The following is a 21,452-nucleotide window of genomic DNA, read 5'->3' as shown; positions in this document are numbered from 1 at the left end:
GCCGGGTGCCGGTAAGACTTCCATTCTTCGCCTGCTGACGCCTGAGTCCCTCAACGCTATTACCCGAATTGACAACCCTGACGACGCAATAAGGGCACTTCGCAGAGCCTTGGAGGATCTTGATGTCATAGGCAACGGGAAGTTGCGGATCCTCGGCGTTTTGGTCAGTGTAGGAAAAGATTACAGGTCGCTAATTGACCTGGGACCAAGCGGAATCGGCAATCAAAAAATATTCTTCAAGCTTCTGGACGCGCGAATAATTGCTCGCGCTGTGGAGGCAGTTATGTCCGCGAGTGGACTACGTTTTCCTTTGGATGCCAAGCGTCTGCGCCTCATTCCACGAGAAGGATCAGAGGGTGAGTCAGCCAGAGAAGCACTGGCTCAGATCGATGACTCATATAAGGATAGTGCGCTTTCGGCCCGAGATTCTGATGGTATCGACGGTGAGACGCTTCTCGGCATCGTGCGCAATAAAGAACGAAGCGTCCTTTCTCTGCTGGATTCGTTATTGCCAGTTGAATGGGAATCGGAGACAGGTCATTCCCGACTGTACGCCCTGCCGCTGTTGGGGAATGTCAAAATCGAAATTGATGGACGTGTTGTTGACTATAGGCCTGTTGTCCTTTTCGATGATGTGCACGAGCTTGAGGTGGCGCAACGCGAGGCTCTGTATACTCAACTTTTGGACCGAGCCAACAACTTGGGCAGGTGGATTGCGGAGCGCAAAGACGCTGTTCCGGATCATGAACTTCTGACGGGCACCACTGACGGTCGCGACTATCAAATGGTTGCTTTGGAAGACGAACTCACTGCAGGCGCAAAGGGGGGACATTCAACACGGCTGGGTAGAATTCTCGGAGGTATCGCGGACAGTCGCGCGCAGGTGCGCTTGGCGTCGTTGAATATCCATGAACCCTTCACGACTCTCCTTAGTACAGCCGAACAAATTCCTGCCGGCCGCAGGAAGGAAGTCTTTGATGCCGTTGCGGCCGAACTCCGGACTCTTGTTGCTGCTAATCCTCGATACGCCGGGTGGCTGTCAGCCGCCGAGGGCAGACAAGCTGGTGTGGATCGCTTAGAAGCCGCTCTAGATTGGCGAGAACTCCAGATTCTTATCGAAAGGGATGTGAGGCGTTCCCAGCCTGCACTTTTCGAATATGAAATTGAAGCTGGTCAGGCAACACGCATGTCGTCGTCAAGTACAAAGGGCGCTGCGCGGCTATTCCTGGCCACCGAGTTTAATTTGCCGTATTACACAGGTCATGAAACCCTTGCCGACCTTTCTAGCCGAAACGTCGAACAATATTTGAGCCTTGGCGGCGACATGTTTGACCTGATGACATCGGCGGTTGCTCAGCGCAGGCGAACCGGCCCCTACCTTAGCGCGGCAGAGCAAGATCAACGTGTACGTCGGTCCAGTAAGCAGCTGTGGGAGGCTGTAGTTCGTCGCGTTGCGCATGGGCAGGATGTGCTGGCCTTATTGCACACCGTCGCTGACCACAGTCGTCTGGAGACATATAGATCCACAGCTCCTTATGCTCCTGGTGTAACCGGCACTGCAATTGCCATGCACGAGCGTTCTTTTCTTTTTGGCCGAAAGGACGGTCGCGGTCCTGATGCTCGCTACGAGCGTCTTTCTCGAGCACTGTCATCGGCGGTGGCAAACAACCTGCTGGAAATGTCATCTGAAGGAACTAGCGCTAAAGGCCAAAAATGGTCAGTATTTTATCTGAATCGACTCTTGTGTCCCCATTTCGACCTTCCTCTGCAAAGGGGCGGTTTTCGAGAACAATCAATCACCAAGTTAGCCCGAAAAATTGAAATCGCTCGACAGATTGGCGGGGTCCAGCCAGCCCCGGATCCTACGATGCCTCTCAGCACTCTGGAGGGGTGGCCCAAATGACCACCGCGGCCTCAGCACAGCTCCGCTGGTATGACTATGTGTTCGCAGATGGCACGGAGAAGAGCCAAATTCTGTGGAATGAAGTGTGCAAAGAAGGCGAATCCTCTCTTCTGATATGTGGGGCAGGATTTGATCCTAGGACCTTGGACACACCACGTTTGATCGCTGAGCAGCATTGGGGCGGTCTTACCGTCTTGGCCCTCAAGCCCAGCGTTAGTGGAGAACATGACGATGCAGAAGCTGCGGCTACGGAAAATGAAGCAGAGCTTCAAAGACTTTTCGGAAGTCAGCTCACGATTTTAGATTCACCGCAGGTGCTTGATCCCAACACTGTCGGCACTGTGTTAAGCCGGCAGTTGCAGGCAGAACACCGTGTTTTGGAGTTTGACACAGTAATTGTCGACATGAGCGGTCTTCCGTCATCCATATCGTTCACCGTACTCCAACTGCTTCTCCAGCAATCGCTGCCAGATGTTGCCGATGGGAGGCGCTTTGACGGTAATCTTCTAGTCACTGTGTCCGAAGATGTTTCCACGGATGCGAGAATCATTGCCAGCGGCCTCGATGCGCCGGGGACGCTTGCGGGCTTCGAACGACTGCCCGATGTCTCCAAAACTTGCATTTGGGTCCCTGTCCTGGGTGCTGGCGCCGGGGAAGAATTGAGAGCACTAACAAACCTCTTGGAGCCGGACGAAGTCTGTCCGGTACTCCCGTTTCCCTCGAGGAATCCTAGGAGAGGCGACGAACTCGTACTTGAGCATCGGGCGTTGCTTATCGATGAACTGCAGTTTGAACCCAGAAATGTGTTGTACGCATCAGAGACGAATCCCTTCGATCTATACCGCCAGTTGGTTTGGCTCGCAGATCGATATAGGACCGCGTTGGCACCGTTGGGAGGGGCCACGATCGTCGTCAGCGAGCACACGAGTAAGATCCTTAGCCTGGGGGTTCTTTTAGCAGCCCATGAGGCCAATATCGTGGTCGGCCACGTCCGACCTATGGCCTATCGACTTGACGGCTCTGGTCCCGTTGACCGCGAGCCTTGGATTTATACCGCGTGGCTCACAGGAAAGCCCTATAAGTAGCTTTGGAAAGGGCTCCACTTGGCCAACTACAATGACGAGCTCGATGGGCTTCAGTCAGCCTATGAAGCTGCACTTACGCAGCCGGACGAGAGACAACTATATTCGGCATATGAGGTGCTTCGGGGTAGACCGCTATATGCGGTCGGCAGCGGTGGAACGATGCCAGCGGCGGAGCACGCTGCGGACCTACATCATCGATCGACTGGAGCCTTCGCTCTCGCCCTGACACCTCTTAAGTTCGTGGAAGTTGTCGGCAGAACCTGTAATGCTGCCCTGATAATATTTTCTGCCCGCGCAAAGCACCCCGATACTGGAATGGCTATTTCTCATGCTCTGGCTCACGGTGTGCCAGTTGTCATGGTCACCCAGCGGGTACAGTCAGAACTTAGCACCCCCATGTCGGAACCTTCCGTAACTGTTGTGACTGTTCCCAGCCAAATTCAAGACGGCTTTCTTGCTACGCAGAGTGTGCTCGTCATGGCGGCTGTAGTGACACGGCTTTACAGAGAAGACTTGCCGCGAGTCTTACCGAATGTCTGCGTGACAATTCGTAAAACAATTATGGAGCGGCTCTTAGTTCTCCATGCCCAAGACGGCCGAGCGGCAGCCGTCGACATTGAGACGCGCATGCACGAACTTGGTTTAAGCTCCGTTCAGCTTGCCGACTACAGAAACCTGGCGCACGGGCGACACGTGGGTTTGGAGCGCCGATCAGAAACAACGACCGTTGTGGCACTAGTGAGTCCATCGTCCGCCGCCCTGGCAGCTAAGACAATCGCAACTCTTCCCGACCGGCTCAGCGTTCACAGAATTGAGACGCTGCTAACGGGTTCTGCCGCGGCGTTGGACTTGCTGGCAGGCGCAATGAACTTGCCTGCGGAAGCCGCTGCTATTCAGATGGTCGAACCTAGCAGGCCTCAGGTTCCGGCCTATGGTCGCTCTTTGTACCATTTGCCGTTCAAGCGTCTGTACCCTATTCAGAAAGTCGGGCCTGTATTGCGAAAGGTTCAGGCTGCTGGCTTTGAAATCGGCTCTAAAGAGGCTTGGGAGCTGTACTCGGCCGAATACTCAGCGTGGGTTGCTGACCTCCGCTCCAAACCCGTCAAGGCGCTGGTTCTTGACTACGACGGAACGTGTGTCACCACCGCTGGTCGATATGACTTACCTGACTCAACAGTTCAAACTGCACTTGTGGGCGTGGTCGCTGGCGGTATTCCATTGGCTTTCGCTTCAGGCCGAGGGGGTAGCCTTCACGAGGATCTTAGAAGATGGGTACCGCGTCAGTTCTGGCCCATGATTTCGATGGGACTGCACAACGGCGCCTGGCAACAGGAACTTAGCGAAGATCTGCGTGAATCGCGCAACGAAGCCCCGGACTGGTTCGGGCGACTGCAGGATCGGCTAAAACCGTTCTCGGACAGAAGATTGATCAGCGTCCGGGTCAGGCCCTCCCAAATTACGGTCACGAGTGACAGTCGGAAAATGACCTCAAATTCACTCCGGGAGCTTGTGATCGCACTGGTCGACGACGACAGCCATTCTGCGCGAGTTGCCTCCAGCGGCCACAGCGTTGACATTACCGACTATAAATACGGGAAGGAGAGGGTCTTAGCGGACATCATCACCCGTCACGGATCTGCACTGGCAATCGGAGACCAGGGCCAACCCGGTGGGAATGATTTCACGCTGCTTGGCGCCAATACAATGACTGTGTCGGTCGACGCGTGTTCGGCTGATCCTACAAGGTGCTGGAACATCGCCAGCGCTGGGTCAAGGGGCCCGCGAGCGCTAGTTGAGACGCTCTCTAAGTTGACCTTGAGTAAGAGCCAACTGTATCTATTGCTGAAAAACAGCGATCATTGACGTGGTGACAAACTACGACGTCCCGACCGGCGAACCAAGCCGGAAAGCTACGATGACCGGAGCCACCTCGTGCGAACATTTGTAAGTAGCGGCTTCAGCGCCGTCGACGTGATCATGGGTAACGGAATGAGTGTTTCGTCCGGTGGTACGGCTACGAACGTCGCTAGGGCACTTCAAGGGTTGGGGTGGAAAACTCAGTTGATTGGCACAATTGGTGCCGATCCCGCCGGCGAGTTTCTTAAGTCGGAGTTGGAAGGCGAGGGCGTGGGCGTTGTCCACCTTCGCCAAGATGAAGAGTGGACAACACCGGTGGTCCTTCAAATCGAACACCGCGGCGACCACGTTTGGCGCTTTCGTTGTCCTATTTGTGCCACTGCCTTCGCGAAGCACCGTCCAACCCCAAACGAGAAGGCGCGGTCGCTTGTCCTTGAACTGCCGCCTCCGGACGTGTTCTTTTTTGACCGCCCTAGCCTTTTTACGCTCGCTATTGCAGAGTCATGGGCTGGTCAGGGAACTTTCGTAGTCTTTGAGCCCGCAGGACTGGGAAGACCTCAGCTATTCGATAGAGCGATTAACGCTGCACAACTAGTGAAATTCAGTTCGGAACGTTCATCTTCGTTCATAGATCGTCTTGCCGACAGCAGCGCAACGCTAGTGGAAACTCGGGGCTCCGAAGGTGCTCAAGTTCGCTTTGCCAAAGAAGCCCTATGGACGCACTTCCCGCCGGAAGCAGTACCAAGCAAAGTCGATTCTGCTGGTGCAGGAGACTGGACCACGGCCGGCCTACTCGACAGTCTCTTTTCGGCTCAATCTACCGAGGGGCTTAGCACCGAGGGTGTCTCGCGTGCAGTTGCGAAGGGACAATCGCTCGGAGCGATGGCGTGTTCTTGGGAGGGTGTTCACCCGAAGGTTCCGGAGAAGTTAGACATCGCTGACTTTGAACGGTTTGCTTGTCCTCGCGTTGTCCGTGAATCGAAAACCTTACAAGGTGATACTCCTAGTTCGCAGAGAAATACCATTTCAGCCTGACCCTTGCTGTGAAGGTCTCCTTCTGGGGGAGAGAGCGAGGGCAAACCCCGGACCCCGTTTCTCCTAACACTCGACATTTCGGAGCGGTTGGCAGGATGCTCGCAAGGCTGGCTGTCATGGCCTTAAAAATCAACCGGCGTGGTGCGATGTGGACAAACTCCAGCACCTCGCGGACTCCGGAGCAGATCCTGTGCAAGATCTAGGAAGGAGCGCACCCACCCGCCGCCGTAGTACACGGACACACAGCGCAACGTTGGAGCCACCAGACGTAACCTGTTTAGATGCCTCGTTTCGCGCTTGATATTGAGTCCGTCCCCCGCCCCGTCCGCGCCCAGGAGCTCCTGGATGCAGTGAACACCCGGGTCGTCATTGCCGACGGCGCGATGGGCACCATGCTGCAGGGCCGGGAACTGTCCCTCGAAAAAGACTTCCTGGGACTCGAAGGCTGCAACGAGATCCTCAATGACACGCGCCCGGACGTCCTCGCGGACATCCACGACGCGTACTTCGCCACAGGCATCGACGCGGTGGAAACCAACACCTTCGGCGCCAACTGGTCCAACCTCTCCGACTACGGCATCGACGACCGCATCGAGGAGCTCGCCCGCAAGGGTGCTGCGATCGCCCGCGAGCGCGCCGAAGCGGCAGAAAAAACAGACGGACGCATGCGGTGGGTCCTGGGCTCCATGGGGCCGGGCACCAAGCTCCCCAGCCTGGGCCACACCACCTACGACTACCTCAAGCAGACCTTCGCACTGCAGGCCGAGGGCCTGATCGACGGCGGCGCGGATGCCTTCCTCATCGAAACCAGCCAGGACCTCCTGCAGACCAAAGCCGCGGTCAACGGCTGCAAGCAGGCCATCGTCACCCGCGGCATCCGGCTCCCCATCTTCGTGGAGGTGACGGTCGAGACCACCGGAACCATGCTCATGGGCTCCGAGATCGGCGCCGCGCTCACCGCCCTCGAGCCGCTCGGCGTCGACGCCATCGGCCTGAACTGCGCCACCGGGCCCGATGAGATGAGCGAGCACCTGCGCCACCTCTCCAAGCAGTCCTCCGTGGCCATCGCCTGCATGCCCAACGCCGGCCTCCCTGTGCTTGGCCCCAACGGCGCGCACTATCCGCTGTCACCCAGCGAACTCGCCACCGCACACGAGCAGTTCGTGCGGGAATTCGGCCTGGGCCTGGTGGGCGGCTGTTGCGGTACGACGCCGGAACACATGGCCGCCGTCGTCGAACGCCTTGCGCCCTTGCGCGCCAGCGCCGCCGTCACCAGCGGCGGCAGGGGCGCCGACGGCAGCCGCGTCCCCACCGAACGTGAAGCCGGCATCGCTTCCCTTTACCATCACGTGCCGTTCGACCAGGAATCCGCCTACCTCGCCATCGGGGAGCGCACCAACGCGAACGGTTCGAAGGCGTTCCGCCAGGCGATGCTCGAAGAACGCTGGGACGACTGCGTCGATATTGCCCGCGAGCAGGTCCGTGTGGGCGCACACCTGCTCGATGTCTGCATCGACTACGTGGGGCGCGACGGCGTGGCCGACATCAAGGAAATCGTGTCGCGTTTCGCATCGGCCTCCACCCTCCCGCTCGTCATCGACTCCACCGAACCGCCCGTGCTGCAGGCAGGGCTCGAACTCATCGGCGGCCGCCCGGTGGTCAACTCCGTCAACTACGAGGACGGCGACGGCCCGAACAGCCGCTTCGCGCGCATCATGCCGCTAGTGAAGGAACACGGTACCGCCGTGATCGCCCTGACCATCGACGAACAGGGCCAGGCCCGCACCACCGAAGGCAAGGTGGCCATCGCCTCCCGCCTCGTCGACGCCCTGGTGGGCGAATGGGGTATGCGCGTCGAGGACATCATCGTGGACGCCCTGACCTTCCCCGTCGCCACCGGCCAGGAAGAAACCCGACGCGACGGCATCGAAACGATCGAGGCCATCCGCCAGATCACCACCAAGTACCCCGGCATCAACACCACCCTCGGTGTCTCCAACGTCTCCTTCGGCCTCAACCCGGCAGCGCGCGTGGTGCTGAACTCCGTGTTTCTGCACGAAGCCGTCCAGGCCGGCCTGTCCAGCGGCATCATCGACGCCGCCAAGATCGTGCCGCTCGCCTCCCTCCCGGAAGAACAGCGCAAAGTGGCCCTGGACCTCGTCTATGACCGCCGCGAATACGATGCCGACGGCAACGTCACTTACGACCCCCTGGCCATCATGCTGGACCTGTTCGCCGGCGTCGACACCGCAGCGCTCAAGGACCAGCGCGCCGCCGAACTCGCCGCCCTGCCCACCGGCGAACGGCTGCAGCGGCGCATCATCGACGGCGAAGGCAAGGGCCTGGAAGCTGACCTGGACCTCGCCCGCAGCGAAGGCATGACCCCGCTCGGCATCATCAACGACCAGCTGCTCGAAGGCATGAAGGTGGTGGGTGAGCGCTTTGGCGCCGGCGAGATGCAGTTGCCGTTCGTGCTGCAGTCCGCCGAGGTCATGAAGAATGCGGTGGCCCTGCTCGAGCCGCACATGGAGAAGTCGGATTCCTCGGGCAAGGGCACCATGGTGATCGCCACTGTGCGTGGCGACGTGCACGACATCGGCAAGAACCTGGTGGACATCATCCTCACCAACAACGGCTACAAAGTGGTCAACATCGGCATCAAGCAGGGCATCGCCGAGATCATGGCCGCAGCCGAGGAGCACAACGCCGACGTGATCGGCATGTCCGGGCTCCTGGTGAAGTCCACCGTGGTGATGAAGGAAAACCTCGCGGAACTCCAGTCCCGGGGCCTCGCGAAGAAGTGGCCCATCATCCTCGGCGGCGCAGCCCTGACCCGCGCCTACGTGGAGCAGGACCTCGCGGAGCAGTTTGAAGGAACCGTCCGGTACGCCAAGGACGCCTTCGAGGGCCTGGCACTCATGGAACCCCTGGTACAGGTGGCCCGGGGCGCCGATCCGGACGCCGTCGGCCTTCCGCCGCTGAAGAAGCGGATCCATAAGGGCGGCCCGAAGTTCACGGTGACCGAACCGGAAGCTATGCCCGGCCGTTCCGACGTCGCCTCCGACAACCTAGTGCCTTCGCCGCCGTTCTGGGGCACCCGCATTGTCCGCGGCGTCGCGCTCCACGACTACGCGGCGTTGCTCGACGAGCGCGCCACGTTCATGGGGCAGTGGGGGCTCAAGCCCGGCCGCGGCGATGACGGCGCCTCCTATGAGGAGCTGGTGGAACTCGAGGGCCGGCCGCGCCTCCGGTACTGGCTGGACCGCATCCTCGCCGAGGGAATGCTGGATGCGTCCGTCGCGTACGGCTATTTCCCGGTGGTCTCCGAGGGGGAACAGGTGGTGGTGCTGCACCACGGGGAGGACCACGACGGTGTGCTCGGCACCCCGGGCCTGCTCGCCCCCGATGGTGGCTCAGGCGGTCCGATCGGCACCGAGCGGCTGCGTTTCGACTTCCCGCGCCAGCGCCGGGACCGGCACCTGTGCCTCGCCGACTTCGTCCGTTCGCGCGAATCGGGGCAGGTGGACGTCCTGCCCGTGCAGCTGGTCACCGCCGGTTCGAAGATCGACGAGGTGACGTCCGAGCTGTTCAAGGGGAACCACTACCGCGACTACTACGAGCTCAACGGCCTGGTCATGCAGCTCACCGAGGCCCTGGCGGAGTTCTGGCATGCGCGCATCCGCTCCGAGCTGGGCTTCGCGGCTGAGGAGCCCAAGGACAAAGCCGGGTACTTCAAGCTCGATTACCGCGGTGCCCGGTTCTCGCTGGGGTACCCCGCCTGCCCTGACATGGAGGACCGCCGCAAGGTGACGGAGCTGCTGAAGCCCGAGCGGATGGGCGTGGTCCTCAGCGATGAGCTGATGCTGCACCCCGAGCAGTCCACGGACGCGTTCGTGTTCCACCACCCGGAGGCGAAGTACTTCAAGGTGTGAGTTGGAGCCGGATCGGGGCGGGGACGCAGCGCCTCCGGGGTAACCGGTCCAAAGCTGCTAAGTGCAATGCCGCTGTGAAAGGCTGCAGTCATGGACACCTCATCTCGGGAACATGACCTCGTGATCTACGGAGCGACGGGTTTCGTTGGCAGACTGATTGCCGTCTACATCGCCGAGCATGCACCGGCCGGGATGCGGGTTGGACTCGCGGGCCGGTCCAACTCCAGGCTCGAGGCGGTTCGGGCGGAGTTGCCGGCCGCGGCGCACGGGTGGGCCCTCATCGAAGCCTCCTCGGAGGACGCGGACTCAATCGCCGCCCTGGCTGCGAACACACGCGTGCTCTTCACAACCGTCGGTCCATACGCGAAACACGGACTGCCCGTCGTCGAGGCCTGCGCCCGGGCCGGTACCCACTACGCCGACCTCGCCGGTGAGGTGTTCTTCATCCGAGAGGCGATCGATTGCTACGACGCTCTGGCCAGGACGAGTGGGGCCAGGATCGTGCACTCCTGCGGCTACGACTCTGTGCCGTCCGACCTCGCCGTACTGCTGCTTCATCAGGCGGCAGAAGCCGATGGCGCTGGCGGTCTGGTCGAGGTCCAACTCGAGGCTAGGGCCAGGGCCGGCATCAGCGGGGGCACCCTCGAATCGATGCGCGGGCAGCTCGATGCGATGCGATCGAGCACCGCACTGAGGTCACTAGCCGCGGACCCCTACGCCCTGAGCCCCGACCGCACACGGGAGCCAACGACACCACAGCCGCCTGACGCCGGTCCTGTGCGCCGTTCCGCTGACGGCACCTGGACCGCGCCTTTCATCATGGCCCCGTTCAACACCCGGATAGTGCGCCGCAGCAACGCATTGCAGCGCTGGGCCTACGGGCGCTCCCTTCAGTACGGCGAGGTGATGGGGGTGGCCCCCGGACCGGCAGGAGCGGTCATCCCAAGGGCAATGGCACTCGGGCTCAGGGCATTCACGGGCGCGATGGCCTTCCCGCCTACCCGGAAGGTGCTCGACCGCTTTCTTCCGGCACCGGGTACGGGTCCGAGCACCAGCACGCAGCGCGCGGGCTGGTTCCACTCCCAGGTGACCGCCCGCACCGAGGACGGCCAGCGTTACCAAGCGATTGCTGCTGGCCCCGGTGATCCCGGCTATGCCGCCACCGCCGTGATGGCAGGGGAGACTGCACTCGCCCTTGCCCTCGATGGTGACCGGCTGCCGACCGCTAAAGGGTCACTGACGCCGGCCACGGCACTCGGCAACGTGCTCATACAGCGGCTCCGCGCGGCCGGCCACACTTACCAGGTAAGCAAACTCGCCTGAACCCGGATCCTGCAGCTCGCCTGAAAACGGGGCAATCCTGTTATCCGGGCACCCGCGGGGGTGTTTGATGAAAGAAGGCTGCAAACCGGGCGCGGGCCAGCGGCTTCCGTCAGGAGTGGGTGTCGAGGTAGTGCAGAATTGCCCGGGCTGTTTCCTCCGGGGCGCTGACGTGGGGGCAGTGCCCGGTGGCCTGGAGCTGCACCAGGGTGCTGTGTTCCAGATTCTTGTGCAGGTAGGCGCCCACTTCCGGCGGGGCAAGCCGATCGTCGGAGCACTGCAGGATCAGGCAGCTGGTGCGCAACTTTTTCAGTTCAGGGCGGGTGTCGGAAAAGAAAGTTACCCCGGCGAAGTGCCGTGCGATGGTCGGATTCGTCCGGCAGAAGCTGACACGCAGGTCCTCCGCTAGTTCAGGCTCCTGCGGGTTGCCCATAACCATGGGGGCCAAGGCCGCGGCCCACGCGAAATAATCGCTGTCCAGAGATGCCAGCAGGCCCTCGATGTCTTCCCGCGAAAAGCCGCCCACGTAGCCGTCGTACGGGTCATCCGTATGACGGGGCGAAGGAGCAAGCAGAACCAGGTGGGAGAAACGGTTGGGGTCCTGCACAGCGGCGATCACGGCAATCATCGTGCTGACACTGTGGCCCACCAGGATGACATCCTCAAGGTCAAGAGCGGCGCAAATCTCCAGCAGGTCCGAAGCGTACCCGTTGAGGGACCCGTACTTCTCCCAGTCATAGGCGCTGATGTCAGAGTGTCCTGCACCAACATGGTCAAAAAGCACCAGCCGGTAGTCATCAACGAAATAGGGCAGCAGCTTCCGCCACATAGCCTGATCGCAGCCGAAACCGTGGGCAAACATCATCACAGGCCCGTCATCCCGGCCCGATATGGTGACGTTGTTCCGGCCTATTACCGCAGCAACTCCTTCTTTCACATTCTCACTGACCTATATCGGGTGGCGTCCTGTCCCAGACTATCCACGGGGAATAGCTAATCCTAGGGATCCCCGCACTATGACCTTCAAGGCGACGTCCGTTCAGCCCATTGCGTGCGACGCGGCTTACGCGACTCCCCGACAGGGACCTGTGTCGGGTGTCCTCAAACTCCAATGTGTAGCCGGTCCTCGGACTGGGTGGATTTAGCCTGGGCGGATTGAGCCTGCACGGCCTGCCCGCCGGGTCCAGGAACCGCGCCGGAGACCGGCTTCACCCGCCGGAGCGCGGCGAGAATGGCTCGCCCCACCACGGCGATTCCGACGATGGTGGTGATGGCACGCAGGGTGTCCCAGCCCGCCGTCGACGTCAACAGCGAGTAGAGCAGGAAGCTGCTGAGGTTGGTGCCCAGCGGTGCGCCGGGCACGTAGGAGATGCCGGTGCCGGCGCCCACCGCGAAGGGCCAGAACCACAGGTTGGTCAGCAGGCCGAACAGGTAGGACGCCACGACTCCGTAGCCGCACAACATCCACAGCTCGGCTTTGCCCCGCACCCGGCGGGGGAGCAGGCCGGCCCCGGCGCCCACCCACGCACACGCAAAGATCTGGAACGGCGTCCACGGCCCGATGCCACCCCACAGGGCGCTGGAGAGGGCGATGGTGGCGGCGCCGAGGAGCATGCCGAAACGGGGGCCGAAGGCCCGGCCGGCCAGGATCAGCAGGATAAAGACTGCCTCTACACCCCCGACGCCGGTGCTGGCCACCCGGACCGCCGAACCTACTGCCGCCAGGACGCCGAGCAGCGCCACCGTGTGTGCGGAGCGGACCGAGCCGTCAAGGGACACGACAATGGCGACGACGGCGATCGGCGCAATGGCCAGCGCCGCATAGGGGAGTGCCGCGGCGGCATCCTCGGGGAAGGCCGCGGCGAGCAGCGGCCAGCAGAATGCTGCGAGGGCCAGAAGGTTTGCAGCTGCGAGGACGGCGAGCTCGATGCCCCGTGGCATCCGGATGCGGCGCCGTCTTTTTGCGCCCTTCGAGTCTGGTTCGATGACCTCCGGCCTTGGTCCGGCGCCCGCCGTCCGGGGGAGCGGAAGGGGCGGTTCAGGTACATCGGCTGCCGCAGAGGAGGGCGCGACGCCGTCATGCATCGGGAGGATCCGGGCGCCAAGGCTGTGGGCAAAGTCGAGGTCGTGCGTGGCGATCAGGACCGCCGCACCGGAATCCGCTGCAGCCCGGAGCGCCGCCGAGACTGCCGTGCGCGCCGCGGGATCCAGTCCGCGGGTCGGCTCATCGATCAGGAGCACCCGGGGGTCGTCCATGGTCTGGAGCACGATCGCCAGGATCCTGCGTTCCCCCGCAGAGAGGTCCCGCGGATGCTCCTGGCCAATGGGGATCGTGACGTCGCCCCGCAGACGGGCCAGGCGCGACGCCGCAAAGCCGGGCGCGGGCTGTCCGCCGTTCTTTCGGCGCGCAAGGCGGCGCTCTGCCGCGCGGAGCTCGCCGGCGACGGTATCCCGCGTGAAGAGGTCGTCCGAGGCGTCCGGGACCAGGGCGACGCGCCCGCCGTCGGCCTTTCCGCCGTCCACCGTGCCGACGTCGCGCTTTCCTGCACTGCCAGTTCCTTCACTCACCATGCCCTCACCAAGGGCTAGCGCCACCAGGAGGGACGACTTCCCGGCCCCGTTCGGCCCCACCAGGGCCACCACTTCACCGCGGTGCAGGGTCAGGGATGCGTCGCGCACCAGCGGCGTGCCCTTGCGGTGCACCGCAAGCTGTGTCGCCGTCAGTACGGGCGCGAAGTCCGCAGGCTCTGCCGGCATTGGACCGGCGTCGACAAGGCGCGGCGGCGGGGATGGTGCGGCACCCGGCACCAGGTCGCCGTCGTCGATAGTCCACCACGAATCGGCGACCGGGACGAGCGGCTCCGCTCGGTGCTCCGCCACGATGACGCAGACACCGGCGTCCCGGGCGAGGGCGTGAAGCACCGCGATGACGTGTCCGCGTGCTGCGGTGTCAAGGTCGGCCAGGGGCTCATCAACCAGGAGGAGGGCAGGCTGCTCCACCACGGCAGCGGCGATGGCAACGAGCGTCGCCTCGCCCGCCGAGAGGGTGCTGACATTCCGGTCCAGCAGGGCCGAGACTCCAATGCTCTCCGCAATCTCCAGCACCCGGGCCTTGGCGGCACCGGATGCCATGCCGCGCAGCTCAAGGGCCAGGGCGATTTCGTCCCGGACCCGGGTGGTGGCGAATGCGGCGCGGGGATTCTGCAATACGACGCCGACGAGGCGGGCGGTATCGCGCGGCGGCGTGGCGGAACGGTCCGCTCCGGCGACGCGCACGGTCCCGGTAATTTCTCCGCCGTCAACGTGGGAGAGGAGGCCCGCGATACCTCGCAGGATAGTGGACTTGCCGGAGCCCGTGGGCCCGGTGATCACCGTCATGGACCCGCTAGACGGCGTGAATTCCGTGACGCGCACCTGCGCGTCACCAATGCGGAACTCGGCATTCCGGACGAAAAGCGGTGTTTCGGTACCGCTGCCGGGCTGGGGTGCCGCCCGGCTCCCGAATCCACGCAGCTCCAGGGCCGCGGCAACCCGGGCCGCGTGCTCAAGGGTGCGCTCCAGCACGGGAACAAGGGCTCGGGGCCCGAAGCGTTCGCCCCGCAACCGGAATGCCAGGCGCACGGAGGTCACGGCGTCGGAAAGCGCGGGGAGTGCCGCCCAGGCCACCACAAGCGTCCGGGCCAAGCCCTGCATGGGGCCGCGGCGGGCCAGGTGCACAAAGCCGCGGGCCACGTCCACCCAGGCGTTGAGCAGGCCGAAACCAAGGAACATTCCTGCAATCGGCAGGGCGGACAGGACCGCCGCCCACAGTCCGGGCGCCGTGACCGGGCCGAGGAGGACCACATGGGCGTACGGGGCAGGCAGCCGAATCGCCGGCAGGTCGAGCAGAACCGGCTCGGCGATGCCTGCCCCGTTGAAAAGGACGCGGTAGATGACCCGCGCCACGATGAAGACGACGGCGAGGGCCGCCCCTGCACGTAGCGGCGCGGGTCGGAAGGTCATGCCGCGGGTGCGGCCGGTTCGCCGTCGACCGTGAAGAGCAGTTCCAGGCTCTCGCCGGGGCTCACCTTCAACGTGGCGAGGCCTTCCTGGGCGTATGCCCAGTCACCGGAAGCCGGCTTCACCCAGAGGGCCCAGTACGCAAAGGCGGCAGGCATCTTGCTGCAGTCTTCCCGGTACGTGCCGCCCTTGTGGGTGATGTCGAAGTCCGCGGCGGGCACACCGTTCACCCGGCACGCCAGTTCCTTGGGATATTGGGCGGTACCCTCGGTTTTCACCTTGGCCTCTTCGAGCACCGTGGACGCGAGGATTGGCGCGTCCGCGGGCACGCAGACGGATGTGTCAGCGGCAGCCTGCTTCAGGGCGCCGGAATCTACGATGACCTTCACTCCGGTGCAGGGCCCGGAGGAGGCGCTGGATGAAGCCGTTGCCGGCGACGCCGGTGCGGAGGTGGTCGGCTGGGTGGCGGCCGGCGTGGAACAGGCGGCGAGGGTAAACAGGAGGCCTGCGGCGGCGAGGGAGCTCGCGGCGGCGGTGCGGATCTTAGTCAAAGTCACATGTCAAGGGTAGGGCGTGGCCTGTCCGGATCGGGATGCCGTCGCGTTGTGTGACGTTAGCGCGGTCTGCACCGTCCTTCGGCCCTACCGGGATAATGCCGGAAGTCCTAAGTTTGACCTGCCACAGTCCGAGCGAAAGGAACGACGATGTTCACCTTGCAGATCAGCTATCCGGTCCGGGATTACGAGGCCTTCAAAAAAGTATTCGACAGCGATCCTGCAGGCCGCGCGGCCTCGGGCGCCAGGTCTGTCCGCCTGTTCCGGGATACGGAGGACCGGAACAGAGTGGCTGTGCTCCTTGACTTCGACACCAAGGACTCTGCGAACGCCTTTCTGGGACGGCTACGCAGCGAGGTGTGGGACAACCCCGAGGTGATAGGGCAGCTGATGACCGCAGCCCCCACAGCCAGGATCCTGGAGGAGACGGCCCGCGAGGGCCAGGGCGCGGACTGACCGCTGCCCCGCACGGCAGCCCTGTGTGGAGCAACGCCAAACGCAAGCGGACGACGGCGGGACCTCCCGCCGTCGTCCGTCCCTTCTGCTGCGGCCGGTCAGGATGTGGACCGGGTATCGAACGCTGCCGCCGATTCCCGCAGGAGGCGCGCGACTGTGTCCACGGGCATGTTGGCTGACCGCCGCCGGTCGAACCGTCGCAGGACGATACGTCGCGTGCCCAATCCGGGGACGTCCAGGACATCCACCCCGTCATGGCGGACGCCGCTCAATGCCAGGGTGGGTGCGATCGCAATACCCTCGCCCGCGGCCACGAGCGCGAGGGCGGTAAGCGTGTCCTGGTACTGATGGACCGTCTCCATCCGGGCACCCGTTGACTGGCGAAGGCGACCGAGCACCGCCGCGTTGGCCGCGGACGGCTCGACGCCGAGCCACGGAAAGGGCAGCCCGGCAAGATCAACGTTCTCGGTGGTGAGCAGTGCACCCGACGGAACCACCAGCTTCCATGGTTCGTCAAGGAGGGGCTCTTCAATCATTCCGGCGGACAGTGAACGTTGCTCGGCGGTCGTAGAGTCGAGCTCGACCACGACGGCGTCGAGCTGGCGCTGACGTAGCAGCCGCATCAAGGCAGGGAAGTCGTCCTCAAAGATCCTGATCTCCAATTGCGGGTACTGGGTGCGCCAGCCGGGCAGGCGCGGGATCACCACCGTCCGAACAAAGCTGGTGAACCCGCCCACGCGCACGACTCCTGCGACCTTGGCCCCGCCTTCGATTCGGGCGCGAGCAACACTGAGGGCGCGTTCAATCTCCTCGCCTGCTTCGGCAACTGCCAGGCCGGCGGGTGTCAAAACCGAACCCTTGGGCGTGCGCACCACCAAGGCGTGCCCCGTCTCGTCCTCCAATTTGGTGAGCTGCTGTGAGACGGCCGAGGGCGTAAGTCCCAGCTCGTCCGCTGCGGCCAGCACGCCGCCCGTACGAGCAATTGCAAGAAGCACGCGCAACCGGCGCGGATCGATGTCCATGTTAAGTACATCTAAACCAGGACTTCAGTGGAATGCAATTGCTCTAAAGGTGGTACGTCCCCATAATTGCTGTTGAAACGGCAGGCCCGCGGGCGACATCCAGGCCGGACTCCAAACACACGCGTAGCCCGCCAACTTCATTCCGCCAGCGGATGGCAGCCGGGCATCACCTCGAAAGGACATCATGGAACTGCTGTGGGAAATCGCAGGTTGGTCGGGGGCAGTTCTGATCCTGTCGGCATACCTGTCCGTCTCCATGGGCTGGTTGAAGGCCGGCAAGCGCTTCCAGGTGGCCAACCTCATCGGTGCATGTGCCTTCATCGTCAATGGTGCGGTCCACGAAGCGTGGCCTTCCGTGGTCACGAACATTGCCTGGTGCCTTATTTCCGCCATCGCGATTCTTCGCATGCGTGCCACGCACGATTCGCCGGTGGACGCGGTTGAGGCGCCGCAGGTGCAATTTCCGGGCGTCCCCGACACGACCGGACAGATCGCTGTTGTCGAGGCAATTACGTCTGCGGTTCACGGCGACGTCGCCGAACGTGCGGCCGAGTGCCACGCCAGCCTGCGTGACGGGTGGACAGCGGACTCCGCGCACCTGAGCAGCACTGCCGGGACTCGCTGACGGGGTTCCCGCTCACGTTGACGTCGCCGCTTTTAGTTCCTCATTGTGGTGGCGGCCCAACAGGGCCACCATGATGCTATGAACGCTGAAACACCGAACGCAGCGGAGTTGAGTCTTCCCCAGGCCTTCCTCCTTCTGGCAACGAACGACAACAACGGCAAACCTGAAGTGCCGGTGTTCGCACTCAGGACCACTGTGGCAGGGGCAATATTGGCCGAGCTGGCGCTGCTCGGTGCGATCGAGCTGCAGGGGAAGCACGTCAGGGCCACCGGGACTGTCCCGCAAACGGACTTCCAGGACGAGCTGGAACTCATCCGCGGCAAATCCCGTGCCCGCACTCCCAAGTGGTGGGTCTCCGTACTGGACAGCCGCGCCGAAGTGCAGGGTGTGTACGAGGGAATGGCGTCGGCGGGCATCGTGGAGCACGTCGGTGAAAAGCATCTGGGCCGGTTCCGGGCCGTACGATACCCGCACAAGGACCACGCTGCGGAGGAGGTGCTCCTGAAAAAGATCGAAGCGGCACTCAGTGGTGCGCCGTCCAATCTCGAGGTTCCTGAGGCGGGGGTTACCGAGGCAGGGGCGCCTGATGCAGCGGCGGCTGAGGCCGGGGTTTCCGGGGAAGGGGCGCCTGATGCTGCGAAACCTGCCGCGAAACCTGAGTCCAAAGGGCCCGATCTCCGGACCACGGTGCTGATCGCCCTGCTTCAGGCGGCCGGACTGCTCGGCAAGCTCTTCCCGGCAGCAGACCTAACCCGGGCAAATGAGCTGGCCAGGGACTATTGGCCCACCCGTGCCGTGGAGGACGAACTCCGCCTGATCAGACTGGCGGAGGAAGAAGCCGCAACCTTGTAGTGCTGTCCGCGGACGACGGCGGGGAGTGCGCGCCTCACCGCGGGGACGACGGCGGCCGTCCCGCCGCCGTCCGCAGTTTCTGCCCTGGGAAGATCAGGATAGTTTCGGCATGGTCTCTAACCGCGTGGTGCTGGCGTAGTTCCACACTGCGTAGTCGAGTTTCGTCTCTCTTACGTCGAGCTTATTGGCAGCCTCCTTGATCAGGGCGCCAGCCTCGTCCGAAGACACATTGCGCTGGACGGATCTTTCGACGAACCTTCTGATCCACGTGTCCGCTTTTACGCCGTCGTGGCTTAGGAGCATGGTGAAGTACTCCCACGTGACTGGACCTAGGCCCGAGACGCCAGTGTACTGAGCTCTATGTTCAGCATCGTCGGGCCGTAAGTGCGCCGGCTCGGTTACGTCAATCGCTAGGAAGCGTTGCGCCGCCTCCACGATCGCACAAGCTTTGGTCTTCCCGGAATGGACCTTCTGGCGATTCAGAATCCTTTCGAGCGCAATCGGATCCTGATTCGCGAGATTCTTCATCTTCTCTGCAGGGGCGACGTGGTCTGAGTACGCCTGATATCGCAAGACCGCGCCGCGCGCGCCTGTCCACGATCCGTCTTTGCGTTCTCGTCCGTACCGGAACCGGATCGACATGACGGCGTCTACCAAGGCGAGATCCAGGCGGCCAGGATAGCCGCCAGGCCATTCTTTCCAGGGCGTCGGTATGGCCGCGATGGCGACGAGAAGCCGATCGAGGTCAGAAATAGTTGCGCTCACAGGTAGCTCTTCACACTCGCCCGAAGGGCTTCCGTGTGCTCGTAGATTTCTTCCAGCGAGCTGATGGGCACGCGCGTCTCTTCTTTGTTGACGTCAAAGATTCCGATGTACTTCTGCGTACGGTTGAAGTGCAGGCGCGCAATCGGCTTGCGGTTGTTGTCGTCCAGCAGCACTGCGAAATAGGACTTGGCGTCCCTCTGAACCACGCGAGCGGGCTTCACTTCGCTGCAGACGATTGCCCGGACGATCTGGTAGCCCTCGATTTCCTCCAGTGTTGTTTCCAAACCATCCGCTTCGGCCAGGTCGGCTTCGGCGACAGGGGCGCTTGTGACGGTGGCCGCCGCCGTGGCGTCGTCGGCTTGTGGGAAGCTGGGGGCGCCGAGGGCTTTCTTTAGGCGCTCGTTCACCTGGTCGTTCAGGAACTGTTTGGACGCCTTGGTTACCAAGGCTGTGAATTGTTCACGGACTTTCTGAGTGTAAGGGCCCGGATAAACGCGACCAGTGAGGAACTTGACCCACTCATCCTCCGGCTCCTTGAATTGAGCCGCCAAAGTCCTCTTGAGTTCACCGATGTATTTCAGTTCACCAGCGGCACTGATGATTGAATCGAGATCAAAGACGTCCTTGGATAGCTTCTGCAGTTCCGGGATGAGGGACTCATCAATGTCGCTTAAATCGAGGACGAGAAACGGCTTTTCGTCCATGCGGTTCGGTGCATCGAGGTCCGTGAAGAACTGGTACACCTCGCCGTTGGTCAGGATAGCGATTCTGGCGTTCGTGACGGCAAAGTACCGAAAAAGCTGCGAGGCGTGCTCGATCTTCACTGGTTCCGTGGACTTTTTGCACTCGATCAGGATCTGGACTTCGCCGTCCTTAACGATGGCGTAGTCGATCTTCTCGCCCTTCTTGAGACCTACATCCGCGATGAACTCTGGAACGACCTCCATGGGATTGAAGACGTCGTAACCAAGAATTGTGGAAATGAAGGGCATGACAAAGGCGTTCTTTGTAGCCTCCTCAGTTTGGATCACACCTCGCTGCTGACGCACCTTTGCTGCCAGAGCCGAAAGTTTTTCTGCAAACTCCATTTGTCCCCCTTGAAAAATGTTGGTGCTGCCAACCGTAGCGCAGCGGAGCCGAATCTAACCGAAATGTAGGCATGGTTTTTGCAGGAGGCGCTGGTGAACATTTCGACATTTGGTTGTCTAAGTGGCGCCGCTTAGTTCAGGCTCCGGGAGTTCGCACCAGCCCCGCCAGCCGAGCCACCGCGCCTCACCGCGGAGCGAGGACGCAGAATTCGTTGCCCTCTGAGTCGGCGAGGCACGCCCACGGCACATCGCCCTGGCCGACGTCGGCGTCAGTGGCGCCCAGAGCCCGCAGCCGGGCCACCTCGGCCGCTTGGTCATCACCGGGGTACGGCATCAGGTCCAGATGGACGCGGCCGCAGAGGGTCTTCAAAACTGGCTCGCGAAGGAACTCAAGATACGGCCCCACACCCTTGGCGGATCGCAGCCTGGCGTGATCGTCGGTCACCTCATGCAGGGTCCAGTCCATCGCCTCGCCCCAGAACCGGGCCATGGCCCGCGGGTCCGCGCAGTTGACCACCACGGCGGCTATCGGCCCGGTGTCCCGGTAGATCGACCGGGGTTCCAGCACGCGGAACAGGTTGCCCTCCGGGTCGGCCATGGCCGTCCACGGCACATCACCCTGGCCCACGTCGGCGGGCGTCGCACCGAGCTCCTTCAGCCGGGCCACCAGCTCCGCCTGGTGGGCCGCGGAGGCGGTGGCGAGATCGAGGTGCGCGCGGTAGTTGACCGTTTCGGGGTCCGGGACGGTGACCACATCCACGCAGACGGCGACGGGGTCCGGCCAGACGAAGCCCACGGGTTCAACATTGGTCACGCCGGGTCCCTCGCTGGAAACACCCCAGCCGAGTGCCTCCGCCCAGAACCGGCCGATCGCTGCGTCATCCCGAGCCTTGAAATTCACCTGAACGAGTTGCAATGCCATACCGCCAGACCCTATAACAGCCAGCATCCGAAACGGG

The 21,452-nt window shown here is 62.6% G+C and carries 16 protein-coding genes; 9 read left to right on the top strand and 7 right to left on the bottom strand.

Annotation, left to right across the window (positions count from 1 at the left end; all coding sequences use genetic code 11):
* Positions 1-109: 109 nt before the first annotated feature.
* From ARTH_RS23620 to ARTH_RS18385, 6 genes are all read left to right on the top strand, one after another.
* Positions 110-1,903, top strand: a complete 1,794-nt coding sequence (locus ARTH_RS23620) for an ORC-CDC6 family AAA ATPase (RefSeq protein ID WP_232223553.1) — start codon at positions 110-112, stop codon at positions 1,901-1,903.
* Positions 1,900-2,988: a hypothetical protein gene (locus ARTH_RS18400; protein WP_043430070.1), complete on the top strand. Its 1,089-nt coding sequence runs from the start codon at positions 1,900-1,902 to the stop codon at positions 2,986-2,988. Before ARTH_RS23620 ends, ARTH_RS18400 begins: the two co-directional genes overlap by 4 nt.
* A gap of 420 nt (positions 2,989-3,408) precedes the next feature.
* Positions 3,409-4,851 (top strand): hypothetical protein, encoded by a 1,443-nt coding sequence (locus ARTH_RS18395; protein WP_232223552.1) that lies wholly within the window; start codon positions 3,409-3,411, stop codon positions 4,849-4,851.
* A 69-nt stretch (positions 4,852-4,920) separates the two neighbouring features.
* On the top strand, positions 4,921-5,880 hold the full coding sequence (locus ARTH_RS23615) for a carbohydrate kinase family protein (RefSeq protein WP_011693453.1): 960 nt from the start codon (positions 4,921-4,923) through the stop codon (positions 5,878-5,880).
* 281 nt (positions 5,881-6,161) lie between these two features.
* The gene (metH, locus tag ARTH_RS18390) at positions 6,162-9,812 is read left to right on the top strand and encodes a methionine synthase (RefSeq protein ID WP_011693452.1); all 3,651 of its coding nucleotides are present in this window, start codon (positions 6,162-6,164) and stop codon (positions 9,810-9,812) included.
* A 90-nt stretch (positions 9,813-9,902) separates the two neighbouring features.
* On the top strand, positions 9,903-11,135 hold the full coding sequence (locus ARTH_RS18385) for a saccharopine dehydrogenase family protein (protein WP_011693451.1): 1,233 nt from the start codon (positions 9,903-9,905) through the stop codon (positions 11,133-11,135).
* Positions 11,136-11,244: 109 nt separating this feature from the next.
* Here ARTH_RS18385 and ARTH_RS18380 read toward each other — a convergent pair whose 3' ends face one another.
* The 3 genes from ARTH_RS18380 to ARTH_RS18370 form a co-directional block, all read right to left on the bottom strand.
* Entirely contained in the window at positions 11,245-12,069 is an 825-nt protein-coding gene (locus ARTH_RS18380; protein WP_011693450.1) for an alpha/beta fold hydrolase, read from the bottom strand.
* A 164-nt stretch (positions 12,070-12,233) separates the two neighbouring features.
* Positions 12,234-15,134 carry an ATP-binding cassette domain-containing protein gene (locus ARTH_RS18375; RefSeq protein ID WP_011693449.1) on the bottom strand — a complete coding sequence of 967 codons (2,901 nt, stop codon included), beginning with the start codon at positions 15,132-15,134 and terminating at the stop codon, positions 12,234-12,236.
* The gene (locus tag ARTH_RS18370; protein ID WP_011693448.1) at positions 15,131-15,688 is read right to left on the bottom strand and encodes a hypothetical protein; all 558 of its coding nucleotides are present in this window, start codon (positions 15,686-15,688) and stop codon (positions 15,131-15,133) included. The genes ARTH_RS18375 and ARTH_RS18370 overlap by 4 nt, the downstream gene beginning before the upstream one ends.
* 147 nt (positions 15,689-15,835) lie before the next feature.
* On the opposite strand from ARTH_RS18370, the gene ARTH_RS18365 reads away from it, so the two are divergent.
* On the top strand, positions 15,836-16,141 hold the full coding sequence (locus ARTH_RS18365) for a hypothetical protein (RefSeq protein ID WP_011693447.1): 306 nt from the start codon (positions 15,836-15,838) through the stop codon (positions 16,139-16,141).
* Between the two features lie 98 nt (positions 16,142-16,239).
* Here ARTH_RS18365 and ARTH_RS18360 read toward each other — a convergent pair whose 3' ends face one another.
* Positions 16,240-17,163 carry a LysR family transcriptional regulator gene (locus tag ARTH_RS18360; RefSeq protein WP_011693446.1) on the bottom strand — a complete coding sequence of 308 codons (924 nt, stop codon included), beginning with the start codon at positions 17,161-17,163 and terminating at the stop codon, positions 16,240-16,242.
* A gap of 184 nt (positions 17,164-17,347) precedes the next feature.
* Here ARTH_RS18360 and ARTH_RS18355 point away from each other — a divergent pair, with 184 nt between their 5' ends.
* Both ARTH_RS18355 and ARTH_RS18350 read left to right on the top strand, forming a co-directional pair.
* Entirely contained in the window at positions 17,348-17,788 is a 441-nt protein-coding gene (locus tag ARTH_RS18355; protein WP_011693445.1) for a CBU_0592 family membrane protein, read from the top strand.
* Positions 17,789-17,866: 78 nt separating this feature from the next.
* Positions 17,867-18,640 (top strand): GOLPH3/VPS74 family protein, encoded by a 774-nt coding sequence (locus ARTH_RS18350; RefSeq protein WP_011693444.1) that lies wholly within the window; start codon positions 17,867-17,869, stop codon positions 18,638-18,640.
* Positions 18,641-18,733: 93 nt separating this feature from the next.
* On the opposite strand, the gene ARTH_RS18345 is transcribed toward ARTH_RS18350, so the two are convergent.
* From ARTH_RS18345 to ARTH_RS18335, 3 genes are all read right to left on the bottom strand, one after another.
* Positions 18,734-19,405, bottom strand: a complete 672-nt coding sequence (locus tag ARTH_RS18345) for a hypothetical protein (protein WP_011693443.1) — start codon at positions 19,403-19,405, stop codon at positions 18,734-18,736.
* Positions 19,402-20,493, bottom strand: coding sequence for a type I restriction endonuclease (locus ARTH_RS18340; protein ID WP_011693442.1), 1,092 nt, complete (start codon positions 20,491-20,493; stop codon positions 19,402-19,404). The genes ARTH_RS18345 and ARTH_RS18340 overlap by 4 nt, the downstream gene beginning before the upstream one ends.
* Positions 20,494-20,677: 184 nt before the next feature.
* Entirely contained in the window at positions 20,678-21,415 is a 738-nt protein-coding gene (locus ARTH_RS18335) for a VOC family protein (RefSeq protein ID WP_011693441.1), read from the bottom strand.
* Positions 21,416-21,452 lie beyond the last annotated feature (37 nt).

The organism is Arthrobacter sp. FB24, assembly GCF_000196235.1.
GTDB lineage: Bacteria > Actinomycetota > Actinomycetes > Actinomycetales > Micrococcaceae > Arthrobacter.
Note: the sequence above shows the minus strand (reverse complement) of the source record. Positions and strands in the feature narration are given on the sequence as shown.

Bases quoted from the DNA above. Each gene is read 5' to 3' on its own strand.
- ARTH_RS18375 (WP_011693449.1), bottom strand. From the start codon at position 15,134: ATGACCTTCCGACCCGCGCCGCTACGTGCAGGGGCGGCCCTCGCCGTC.
- ARTH_RS18385 (WP_011693451.1), top strand. From the start codon at position 9,903: ATGGACACCTCATCTCGGGAACATGACCTCGTGATCTACGGAGCGACG.
- ARTH_RS18335 (WP_011693441.1), bottom strand. From the start codon at position 21,415: ATGGCATTGCAACTCGTTCAGGTGAATTTCAAGGCTCGGGATGACGCA.
- ARTH_RS18360 (WP_011693446.1), bottom strand. From the start codon at position 17,163: ATGGACATCGATCCGCGCCGGTTGCGCGTGCTTCTTGCAATTGCTCGT.
- ARTH_RS18340 (WP_011693442.1), bottom strand. From the start codon at position 20,493: ATGGAGTTTGCAGAAAAACTTTCGGCTCTGGCAGCAAAGGTGCGTCAG.
- ARTH_RS18365 (WP_011693447.1), top strand. From the start codon at position 15,836: ATGTTCACCTTGCAGATCAGCTATCCGGTCCGGGATTACGAGGCCTTC.
- ARTH_RS18350 (WP_011693444.1), top strand. From the start codon at position 17,867: ATGAACGCTGAAACACCGAACGCAGCGGAGTTGAGTCTTCCCCAGGCC.
- ARTH_RS18355 (WP_011693445.1), top strand. From the start codon at position 17,348: ATGGAACTGCTGTGGGAAATCGCAGGTTGGTCGGGGGCAGTTCTGATC.
- metH (WP_011693452.1), top strand. From the start codon at position 6,162: ATGCCTCGTTTCGCGCTTGATATTGAGTCCGTCCCCCGCCCCGTCCGC.
- ARTH_RS18400 (WP_043430070.1), top strand. From the start codon at position 1,900: ATGACCACCGCGGCCTCAGCACAGCTCCGCTGGTATGACTATGTGTTC.